8 protein-coding genes and 1 pseudogene are annotated in these 10170 nt (G+C 55.2%); 6 read left to right on the forward strand and 3 right to left on the reverse strand.

Translation table 11 applies throughout. From position 1 onward, the window contains the following. The 4 genes and pseudogenes from ACEYDX_RS11695 to ACEYDX_RS11710 all read left to right on the forward strand — a co-directional run. Positions 1–529: pseudogene (locus ACEYDX_RS11695) on the forward strand (type I restriction endonuclease subunit R); the annotation flags it as partial. Between the two features lie 74 nt (positions 530–603). After that, positions 604–1674, forward strand: coding sequence for a DNA polymerase beta superfamily protein (locus tag ACEYDX_RS11700; protein ID WP_373742192.1), 1071 nt, complete (start codon positions 604–606; stop codon positions 1672–1674). 267 nt (positions 1675–1941) lie between these two features. After that, complete coding sequence (locus ACEYDX_RS11705) at positions 1942–3255, forward strand: replication-associated recombination protein A (RefSeq protein ID WP_373742193.1); 1314 nt, start codon at positions 1942–1944, stop codon at positions 3253–3255. 274 nt (positions 3256–3529) lie between these two features. Then, positions 3530–3856 (forward strand): DUF4298 domain-containing protein, encoded by a 327-nt coding sequence (locus ACEYDX_RS11710; RefSeq protein ID WP_373742194.1) that lies wholly within the window; start codon positions 3530–3532, stop codon positions 3854–3856. A gap of 477 nt (positions 3857–4333) precedes the next feature. Here the strand turns inward: ACEYDX_RS11710 and ACEYDX_RS11715 are convergent, their stop codons facing one another. Further along, positions 4334–4561: an NF038104 family lipoprotein gene (locus tag ACEYDX_RS11715; RefSeq protein ID WP_373742195.1), complete on the reverse strand. Its 228-nt coding sequence runs from the start codon at positions 4559–4561 to the stop codon at positions 4334–4336. A gap of 423 nt (positions 4562–4984) precedes the next feature. Between ACEYDX_RS11715 and ACEYDX_RS11720 the strand changes: the two genes are divergently transcribed. Together ACEYDX_RS11720 and ACEYDX_RS11725 are read left to right on the forward strand one after the other, a co-directional pair. Continuing rightward, positions 4985–5818: a class I SAM-dependent methyltransferase gene (locus tag ACEYDX_RS11720; RefSeq protein WP_373742198.1), complete on the forward strand. Its 834-nt coding sequence runs from the start codon at positions 4985–4987 to the stop codon at positions 5816–5818. Positions 5819–6099: 281 nt separating this feature from the next. Further along, complete coding sequence (locus ACEYDX_RS11725; RefSeq protein ID WP_373742196.1) at positions 6100–6597, forward strand: DUF456 domain-containing protein; 498 nt, start codon at positions 6100–6102, stop codon at positions 6595–6597. Between the two features lie 228 nt (positions 6598–6825). Here ACEYDX_RS11725 and ACEYDX_RS11730 read toward each other — a convergent pair whose 3' ends face one another. Together ACEYDX_RS11730 and serC are read right to left on the reverse strand one after the other, a co-directional pair. Then, a complete protein-coding gene (locus ACEYDX_RS11730; RefSeq protein ID WP_373742199.1) occupies positions 6826–8199 on the reverse strand; it encodes a DEAD/DEAH box helicase in 1374 nt (457 codons plus the stop codon). Positions 8200–8604: 405 nt separating this feature from the next. Then, positions 8605–9708 (reverse strand): phosphoserine transaminase, encoded by a 1104-nt coding sequence (gene serC / locus ACEYDX_RS11735; protein WP_373742197.1) that lies wholly within the window; start codon positions 9706–9708, stop codon positions 8605–8607. Positions 9709–10170 lie beyond the last annotated feature (462 nt).

Below are 10170 nucleotides of genomic sequence, written 5' to 3' on the forward strand. Positions count from 1 at the left end.
GCAAGACAAAGAAAAATCGGCAATTGACTGGGATGATGTGGTTTTTGAAGTGGATTTGCTCAAATCGCAGGAAATCAATCTGGATTACATTTTGTAACTGCTGTTTGAATACCACAAAAAAATCAAAAATCAAGCGGCGTTGACCGAAGAAATCCGCCGCCTGATCCGAAGCAGCGCCAACAACCGTGCTAAAGAAAGCCTGATTGTGGACTTTATCGAACAAACGGATTTGGATACGATCCCAGATAAAGCCGAAATCATCGAAGCGTTCTACCGCTTTGCCCAAGGCGTACAAAAGCGCGAAGCCGCCGAACTGATTGCCGCCGAAAACCTGAAAGAAGAAGCCGCCAAACGCTATCTCGAAACCTCGCTCAAACGCGGATTTGCCAGCGAAAACGGTACGGAACTGAACGAACTGCTGCCCAAAATCAGCCCTCTAAATCCGAAATATCTGGTTTTGAAACAAAGCGTTTTTGAGAAGATTTCGGCGTTTGTGGAGAAGTTTAAAGAAGTGGGTGGGCAACTGTAAGACATGTTCGGGCAGATTTTTCAGACAGGCCTTTTCTATGGCTGCAACCCGTTCCAAACCAGCAAAGGCCGCCCATGCTGACACTCAACGACCTACACCGACAAAACCTCATCCTGCTCGAAGCCGTTTCCGGCAGCCGTGCCTACGGTTTGGCCACGCCCGAATCGGATACCGACATCAAAGGCGTGTTTTACCTGCCGCGCAGTCTGTATTACGGCTTGGGCTACATTCCGCAAATTTCCAACGAAACCAACGACATCGTTTATTACGAACTCGGCCGTTTCGTCGAACTGCTGCTGCAAAGCAATCCGAATACGCTGGAGCTGCTGGCCTCTCCTACCGACTGCGTGCGGCACCGTTCGCCGCTGATGGACGCATTCAAACCGGCATGGTTTGTTTCGCAGGCCTGCCGGCAGAGTTTTGCCGGTTATGCCTTGGGACAGATTAAAAAGGCGCGCGGGCTGAACAAGAAAATCGTCAATCCGATGCCGTCTGAAAAGAAAACCGTGCTCGATTTCTGCCATATCGTGCAGGGTGCGGGTACGGTTGCGCTGCAGACTTGGCTGGATGCAAACGGCCTGACGCAGCGGCACGCGGGTTTGGTCAACGTGCCGCATGCGCGCAACCTGTTCGCGCTGTTTTATGATGCGGACGGCTCGCGCGGCTATCACGGGATTATGCAGAAAAACAGCGCGAACAATCTTGCGCTGAGCAGTATTCCTGCGGGCGAAAAGCCGTTGGCGTATCTGTCGTTCAACCAAGACGGTTACAGCAGCTACTGCCGCGAATATGCGTCGTACCAAACCTGGCAGGCCGAGCGCAACGAAACGCGCTACCGAAACACGGCGGCACACGGGCAGGGTTACGATGCGAAAAACATGATGCACACATTCCGCCTGCTCGAAACCGCCCGCGACATCGCGCAATACGGCGAAATCCGCGTGCGGCGCGATAACCGCGACGAACTGCTCGCCATCAAGAACGGGGCGTTCGGCTATGATGCTTTGCTGGCGCGGGCGGAAGCGCTGATGGCGGAAATCGAAGCCCTGTTCGACCAAAATCCGTGCGGTTTGCCGGAACAGCCCGACCGTATGCAGGCGGAAACCGCGCTGGTATCGGTTCGCGGGCAGCTGTATGGCGTTTGAAGTGTTTTTCAGACGGCCTGTTATAATCAGGCCGTCTGAAATGTTGGACTGTGTTTTGATTGAATGATGCGGTATCGCTTCATCTTCGTCATTTCTGAGCAGGCGGGAATCCGTCTTTGAAGTGTAAGAAACCTGCTTGATTCATGTCATTGTGGACATTAATCATGGATGCCCGTCTGCGCGGGCATGACGGCGCTTTGTCATCAATGATTGTGCCGGCACAGCCCAACTTCCCAACCGCCCCCCTGTAAAATAAAGGCCGAAGCCATGCCAGACCTGTTTACCCGCCAACCCGACGCCCCGCTCGCCGAGCGGCTGCGCCCGCACAGTCTCGACGACGTTATCGGCCAGCGGCACTTAATCGGCGAAGGCAAACCGCTGCGGGTGGCGGTGGAAGGCGGCAAACCGCACTCCATGCTGCTGTGGGGGCCGCCCGGGGTGGGCAAAACCACGCTGGCGCGGATTTTGGCGCAGAGTTTCAACGCGCAGTTTCTGCCTGTATCGGCGGTGTTTTCCGGCGTGAAAGACATCCGCGAGGCCATCGACAAAGCCGAAATCGCCTTGCAGCAGGGGCGCGCCACCATCCTGTTTGTCGATGAAGTGCACCGTTTCAACAAAGCCCAGCAGGACGCGTTTCTGCCGCATGTGGAAAGCGGTCTGCTCACCTTTATCGGCGCGACCACCGAAAACCCCTCCTTCGAAGTCAATCCCGCACTGCTGAGCCGCGCGCAGGTGTATGTTTTGCAGTCGCTGTCTCCCGACGATTTGAAGCAGTTGGCCGCCAAAGTGCTGGCTTTGCCCGAATATCAGGGCTTTTCGATAACGGATGACGCATTGGAACTGCTCATCGGTACGGCCGACGGCGACGCACGCAGGCTGTTGAATTTATTGGAACAATTATTGCGCACCGCCGATACGCGCCGTCTGAAAGAACTGGATGCGGCATTTTTGGCCGACAGTTTGGGCGCGCAAATCCGCCGCTTCGACAAAGGCGGCGAAAGTTTCTACAACCAAATCTCCGCCCTGCACAAATCCGTGCGCGGCTCGCATCCCAACGCCGCGCTGTATTGGTTCTGCCGTATGCTCGACGGCGGCGCCGACCCGCGCTATCTCGCCCGCCGCATCGTGCGCATGGCGTGGGAAGACATCGGCCTGGCCGACCCGCGCGCGTTCGCCATCGCCAACGAAGCCGCGCAAACCTACGAACGGCTCGGATCGCCCGAAGGCGAACTGGCGCTGGCGCAGGCCGTGCTTTATCTCGCCGCCGCCGCCAAGTCCAACGCGGGCTACAACGCGTATAACGAAATGCGCCGCTTCGTGAAGGAAAACGCCAGCGACGAAGTGCCCGTACACCTGCGAAACGCTCCGACCAAGCTGATGAAGGAACTGGGCTACGGCCGCGAATACCGCTACGCCCACGACGAACCGCACGCCTACGCCGCCGGCGAAACCTATATGCCCGACGGCATGGACGAACCCGATTTCTACCGACCCGTTCCGCGCGGGCTGGAAATCAAAATCGGCGAGAAGCTGGCTTGGTTGAAAGAATTGGATAACGAAGCCTTATCCGAGGGAAAATAAAACAGCCGTATCCGGTTGTTTTGCTGATAACCGACTGGCTTCATAGCCGCCGTCATTCCCGATTATCGTCATTTCCGCGCAGGCGGGAATCCAAACTTGAATGATTAGAGCCCGATTTTTGTACGGAAACCGAAGCCTGCCATTCCGGAGTTCCGCCTACACGGGAATAACGAAAAATAAATACTGACAAAATATCCAGAACCTTTTATTTTCAGACGGCCTGAACCATTCGAAACCGAAACCACATTACTGATTTGATTCTTAAAGGCAATATATGCAACCCGATATGCAGCCGACAATCGACCGTATCCAATCGCTCTACCGCGAATGGCTTGATTTGCAGGCCAAACTTGAGGCCGCACAAAAAGACTGGCAGCGCAGCCGCGACATCATGCATGAGTTGGAACAATTTTATTTCGAAGGCGAATATCAGGATTTTTACGCACGGATTGAAAACGGCGAAACCGTTGATTTAAAAACGCAAGGCGAATACAGCGTGATGAGCGAAGACGCGTTATGGAATGCTTTTCACGATTTCACGGATCTTGCATGGGAAAGGTTGCGCACCGGTATTGCCGTGCTTGATCCAAAAAAGGCGTAAACCGGAATCTTAAAAAACCAAAGGCCGTCTGAAATGATATTTTCAGACGGCCTTTGCCGTTTTGTTTTGCATTGCCGCAAGCGGAGATGAAATGTCGTGAGACAGTCCGTTCCTGCTGTCATTCCCGAAACGGCAAAACAGCCTGCTCATCGTCATTCCCGCACAGGCGTGAAACGGTAAGAAACCGATGTTTTGCGCAGAAACCGAAGCCGGTAACGCTGGATTCCCGCCTGCGCGGGAATGACGGTAGCGGGTGCGGGTTGAAGGTGTGTGAATTTCGTATTTGGAGGCCGCTAAATACGGCAAGGCCGTCTGAAAAAACGTTGTTCGAGCCCGTACCCTTGGATGGCTGAAAGCAGTCAGGCCGTCTGAAAACCTTTAACCAATCCCGTGTTCTTGTTCCGGTGCCATGATTAAAAGCAACAACAGGCCGTCTGAAAAACGTTTTCAGACGGCCTGTTGTTGCGGACGAAAATATCAATCGTCGGATTGTTCTTCTTTTTCCCGTTCTTCTTTTTTGTCTTTTTTGTCGCCGTCGGGAATGGCGGCTTTGACCACCGCGCCGGTGGTTTTTACGGCGACTTTTCCTGCGGTCATGACGGTGGTGGCGGCCAAATCGACGGCGGCGCCGACCACGCAGCCGCTCAGTCCGAAGCAGAGCAGGGCGGGGAGGATGAGGGTTCGGGGTGTTTTCGGCAGTTTCATGATGGTTCGTGCAGGGAAACGGTGGTCATTACGCCGTATTATAGCCTGATTTGTACGGATGCCGTCTGAAAACGGGCGGTATCAAGCGGTTTTTAAATATCGAAAAGCAGTCCGTTCCCGCAGTCATTCTCGAAACGGTAAAACAGCCTGCTCCATTGTCATTCCCGCGCAGGCGGGAATCCAGGCTGGAAACGGCAGGAAATCGATGTTTGGTTCAGAAACAGAAGCCTGTAACACTGGATTCCCGCCTGCGCGGGAATGACGGTAGCGGTTGGTTGAAGGTAAGCCCTGTTATTTAGAGCCATCATTAAACACAGCGAGGCCGTCTAAAAAACTTTGTTCAAGACGGCCTTTACCTTGCCTTGCAAAAAGGCCGTCGGTTTTGCGTTATCATGCAAGTGGTTGATAACAGGGAGAAATATGATGGATGGCAAAGTCAGTCCCGCCGATTTCAGCGGTTTGTCGGAAACATTGCTGATTCCGCTGTGGGCCAAAGCGGTGGAATACCGGCGTGCGGATGCGTTGTTGCGGGATGAAGAAGCGGCGCGGATGCTGGATTTAATCGATTACGATTTCAGCCGTTTTGAATCGGCCAAGATGTCGCAAATCGGCTGCTGCGGGCGGGCGGCGGTAATTGACGGCGAGGTGCGCCGTTTTCTCGCCATACACCATGATGCGGTGGTGGTGCAGCTCGGGGCGGGGTTGGACGCGCGCTTCGAGCGTGTGGGCAGGCCGCCGGTGGCGGCTTGGTATGATTTGGATTTGCCCGAGGTGATGGCGGTGCGCCGCCGTTTGCTGCCGGAATCGGGCAACCGCTATCTTGAGGGTTCGCTGTTCGACGAGGAATGGGCGCGGGAAGCGGCGGCACACGGAAAGCCTGTGCTGGTGGTGGTTGAGGGCGTATTGATGTATTTCGGCGAACCGCAGGTGCGCGCGTTTTTCGAAATGCTGTGGCGTGTGCTGCCGCAGGCGGTGTTGGTGGCCGACCTGATGAGCGGCTTCGGCGTGAAAAAGGCGGCGAAACACGATGCGCTCAGGAATTTGGACGAGGCATCGCGCCCTGAATTCAAGTGGGGCGTGCCCGATCCGGAAGATGCCGCCAAGCTGCTGCCGGGGTTGGAGACGGCGGCGGTGCACAACCTGTATGCTGCGTGCGGACACCGTTATCCGCTGTGGCTGAGGCTGCTGTACAAAACCGCTTGGGGGCGGCGCAATCTGGACATGAAAATCGTGCGGCTGGAGAAACAGGCCGTCTGAACGGCTTGTTTGGGAAAAGCGGTGGAGATATTGCGTTGATGCTTTGTTTGTCCGTCATTCCGGCGCAGGCGGGAAGCTGACCGGTACTGGCTTAGAGTACAGGATGCCGGATTTCAAGTATGGATTCCTGTGCGGGCGGCGGCAGTTGGCGAAATCCGTTTGATCTGCTGTCAACGCATTATCCGGACAGCCTTTGGAAAAGAGAAACCGTTCGGCTACTGGAAAAAAGTTCAGACGGCCATATATGGCCGTCTGAAACCATTCAAAAGAAAAGGAAACATATGACCGCTCTGCTGATTACACTCGGACTGATTGCCCTGCTCGTCGGCCTGTTGGGTACGATTTATCCCGCCATCCCCGGGTTGGGACTGATGTTTGCGGGCGCGTGGCTGCTGGCTTGGGCGGGGGATTATCAGATTTTCGGCACGGCAACGCTGGTGTCGCTCGGCATCGTCGCCGCCGTCGGCATGGCCACGGACTATGTGGCGGGACTGCTCGGCGCGAAGTTTACGGGAGCAAGCAAACAGGCACTTTGGGGCGCTTTTATCGGCGGCATCGTCGGCGTGTTCTTCTCGCTGCCCGGTTTGCTTTTGGGGCCGATGGTCGGCGCGGGCGCGGGTGAATTTTTGGCACGCAAAGACATTTGGTCGGCCGGCAAGGTCGGCATCGGCACGTTTATCGGCTTCATCATCGGCGTGGTGGCGAAGCTGGGGTGTGCGCTGGCCATCCTGTTTACATTGCTCGGCGTGTGGCTGGGTCATGTATTTTGGGGTGCATAGGCTGTACCGGATACCTGCCGTAAGGAACAAGGCCGTCTGAAAAACTTTTTCAGACGGCCTTTTTTACCGTTTTTATTCATCGGCTGGTGAATGTTTGCCGCGGATTCCCGCCTGCACGGGAATGGCGGCTGTTTACGGTACGCACCCGTCAATACGATGCAGACACAGCCGCGAACAAAGGCCGTCTGAAAAAATCTTTTCAGACGGCCTTGTATTTCAATCATCCGTTTATACGCCGTAATCGGGTTGGAGCAGGGCGCAGGGCTGGCGTTCGTGGCGGCTGCGGCGGCTTCTTCCTGCGATTTTGGTGCAGACCGCGCCTGCGTCGGTACCTTTGGCGGCGGTGTTTTTGTCGCGTTTGGGCGTTTCGCGGGCATTGCGGGGCTCGCGTTCGCGGCGTTCCCTGCGTGTACTGCCTGCGGGTGCTGGTGCGGCGGATACACCGCCGTCCATCCAGCGCGGTTCGAAGCCTTCGATGCGTTCGACGGTGATGTTGTTGCCGGTAAGCGCTTTGATGGCTTCGAACATTTTCTGCTCGTTTTCGTCCATCAGCGAAATCGCTACGCCGTCGGCACCTGCGCGGCCGGTGCGGCCGATGCGGTGCACATAGTCTTCGGGCTGGGTGGGCAGTTCGTAATTGATGACGAAGGGCAGGCCGGAAATGTCGAGGCCGCGGGCGGCCACGTCGGTGGCCACCAAAACGCGCAGGCTGCCTTCTTTGAAGGCGTTGAGGGTTTCGAGGCGGGTCTGCTGCGATTTGTCGCCGTGAATCGCTTGGGCGGACAGGCCGCGCCGCTGAAGGTCGCGGTTGACTTGGTCGGCGCTCTGCTTGGTTTTGCAGAATACAATCACTTGGTTCATCTGCAAATCGACAATCAAACGTTCCAGCAGGTTGCGTTTGCGCACGGTGTCGACGGCGATAACGTGCTGTTCAACGTTGGCGCTGGTGGTGTTTTGCGGGGCAACTTCCACCTGTTCGGGGCTGTTCATGAAATCCTGCGCGAGCTTGCGGATGGGCGGCGCGAAGGTGGCCGAAAACAGCAGGGTTTGGCGTTGTTTGGGCAGCATCTGCATGATGGCGCGGATGTCGTCGATGAAGCCCATGTCGAGCATGCGGTCGGCTTCGTCGAGCACCACGATTTCGACTTTGTTGAAATGGATGTTTTTCTGTTTGACATGGTCGAGCAGGCGGCCGACGGTGGCGACCACGATTTCGCAGCCTGCGCGCAGGTCGGCGGGTTGCTTGTCCATATTCACGCCGCCGAAGAGCACGGTGTGGCGCAACGGCAGGTTTTTGATGTAGCCCTGCACGTTTTGGTCGATTTGGTCGGCCAGCTCGCGGGTGGGGGTCAGCACGAGCATGCGCACGGGGTGCATGGCGGGCGAGGTGCTGGGGGTGGCGTAGCGTTTCAAACGCTCCAAACTCGGCAGCATGAAGGCGGCGGTTTTGCCCGTGCCGGTTTGGGCAGCGGCCAAAAGGTCGTGGCCGGCCAAGGCTTTGGGAATGGCGGCGGCCTGAATGGGGGTGGGGTTTTCGTAGCCCTGTTCGGTGAGGGCGGCGACGATTTCGGTACTCAAACCGAGTGATGAGAACGGGTTCATGGGGATGCTTTCCGAAGCAGGCGGCCGCAAAAGGCCGTCTGAAAAATTCATGAAAAACGCGCGGTTGCCGTGTGTCGGATTATTGTTTTCAGACGGCATCGGATGCGCTCGGGGGAGTCGGTATTATGCCATAAAAAGCAGGCTTAAGGCGGGAGACGGATTGTGCTGCGGCCTGCCGGATGTGCGGAAGGACGGGGTGGTTTCGTGGTCGCCGGGGGAAGGGGAGTATTTGTGCGGAATTCTGCAGGCAATTGAAAGAAAACCGTTTTTTTTGAAAGCGGCAGGTTGTTCCGTCTGTGCGGAAATGGCGGTATCGCAAATCTGGAAGACTGCTGTGAACGGTTTTTCGTCAGAACAAAAGGCCGTCTGAAAAATATTCAGACGGCCTTTTGTTCTGACGGGAACTCAACCGTAGCGGCGTTGGAATTCCTTCATGAAGTCAATCAATGCCTCTACGCCTTGCAACGGCATCGCGTTATAGATGCTGGCGCGCATGCCGCCCATCGATTTGTAGCCGCGCAGCAGTTGCAGGCCGCGGGTGGTGGATTCTTGGGCGAACAGTTCGTCCAAATACGCATCGCCGGTGGTAAAAATCACGTTCATCTTCGAGCGAGCGCCGGGGTGGACGTGGTTTTGGTAGAAACCGCCGCTGCCGTCGATGGCACTGTAGAGCGTTTTGGCCTTGAGCGTGTTGATGGTTTCCATCTGCTCCACACCGCCGTGGGATTGCAGCCAGCGGAACACCAAGCCTGCGATGTAAATCGGGTAGGTGGCGGGGGTGTTGTACATGCCCTGTTTTTCGACGTGGGATTTGTAGTTCCATACGTCGGGCACACGGTCGGAGCAGCGCTCGAGCAGGTCTTCGCGGATAATCACGATGGTCGCGCCGGAAGGGCCGATGTTTTTCTGTGCGCCCGCGTAGATCACGCCGAAATCGGAAACATTGATTTTGCGCGACAGAATTTCAGACGACATGTCGCAAATCAGCGGCGGCATGCCGCTTTCCAGCTTCGGTACTTCGCGGTATTGCAGGCCGTGTACGGTTTCGTTGATCACGAAATGCACGAAGGCCGAATCTTTGTCGATGTCCCAAGACGATACCGGCGGCAGGTTTTGGTAGTGGAATTCCCTGCCGTCTGCGGCCAAATGGATGGTGCAGTCGGACAGTTTGCCCATCTGAGAATGGGCGATTTGCGACCAGTTGCCCGTTACCACCGAATCCACGCGTTTGAAGCCTTCGGCAAAATTCATCACGACCTGGTTGAACTGCGCGCTTGCTCCGCCCTGTAAAAACAATACTTTATAGTTGTCGGGAATTTCCATCAGTTGGCGCAGATCCTGTTCGGCGTGGTACAGGATGCTGGCGAACACGTCGGAACGGTGGCTCATGGTCATCACGGAAAAGCCTGTGCCGTTGTAGTCGAACATTTCGCTCTGTGCGGTACGCAAAACGGATTCGGGCAAAACGGCAGGGCCTGCGGAGAAGTTGTAAATCGGGGTAAGCGGCATGGTAAACCTTGTTTTTTATGGTTTTTTCAGACGGCCTGTCTATGCCGTCTGAAACGGTTAAGAAATAAACGAATGTGCGGATTCTAGTCTCCGGCAGAATGTTCTGCAAGCGCAAAAAAGATGGAATTTGTTTTTTGAAACAGGGAAAATTTTTAAAATACGCGGATTATTTTTATAAAATCAGGGTTATTTTATAAATATAAATAAATTTATAGTGAAATCCACTTAAATTTCTGCAAGCGTTTTTATCTGAAAGAACGGTATTTTAGGAAAGGAATTTGGTTGTGGCGGGATGCCGCTCTCACTCAGTAGGGAATCCGGTTTTATAGCAAATAAACATATTATTCGATACAATTCCACCATGGCCTATTCACAAGACTTCAAACAACTCGTGCTCAAAAAACTCCGTCAAGGATGGACGATTCGTAGAGCCGCAAAAGAATTCGGCATCGCCATCTCCAC

Source organism: Neisseria sp., assembly GCF_041804105.1.
Lineage (GTDB): Bacteria > Pseudomonadota > Gammaproteobacteria > Burkholderiales > Neisseriaceae > Neisseria.

Bases quoted from the DNA above. Each gene is read 5' to 3' on its own strand.
- ACEYDX_RS11730 (WP_373742199.1), bottom strand. From the start codon at position 8,199: ATGAACCCGTTCTCATCACTCGGTTTGAGTACCGAAATCGTCGCCGCC.
- ACEYDX_RS11705 (WP_373742193.1), top strand. From the start codon at position 1,942: ATGCCAGACCTGTTTACCCGCCAACCCGACGCCCCGCTCGCCGAGCGG.
- ACEYDX_RS11715 (WP_373742195.1), bottom strand. From the start codon at position 4,561: ATGAAACTGCCGAAAACACCCCGAACCCTCATCCTCCCCGCCCTGCTC.
- ACEYDX_RS11725 (WP_373742196.1), top strand. From the start codon at position 6,100: ATGACCGCTCTGCTGATTACACTCGGACTGATTGCCCTGCTCGTCGGC.
- serC (WP_373742197.1), bottom strand. From the start codon at position 9,708: ATGCCGCTTACCCCGATTTACAACTTCTCCGCAGGCCCTGCCGTTTTG.
- ACEYDX_RS11710 (WP_373742194.1), top strand. From the start codon at position 3,530: ATGCAACCCGATATGCAGCCGACAATCGACCGTATCCAATCGCTCTAC.
- ACEYDX_RS11700 (WP_373742192.1), top strand. From the start codon at position 604: ATGCTGACACTCAACGACCTACACCGACAAAACCTCATCCTGCTCGAA.
- ACEYDX_RS11720 (WP_373742198.1), top strand. From the start codon at position 4,985: ATGGATGGCAAAGTCAGTCCCGCCGATTTCAGCGGTTTGTCGGAAACA.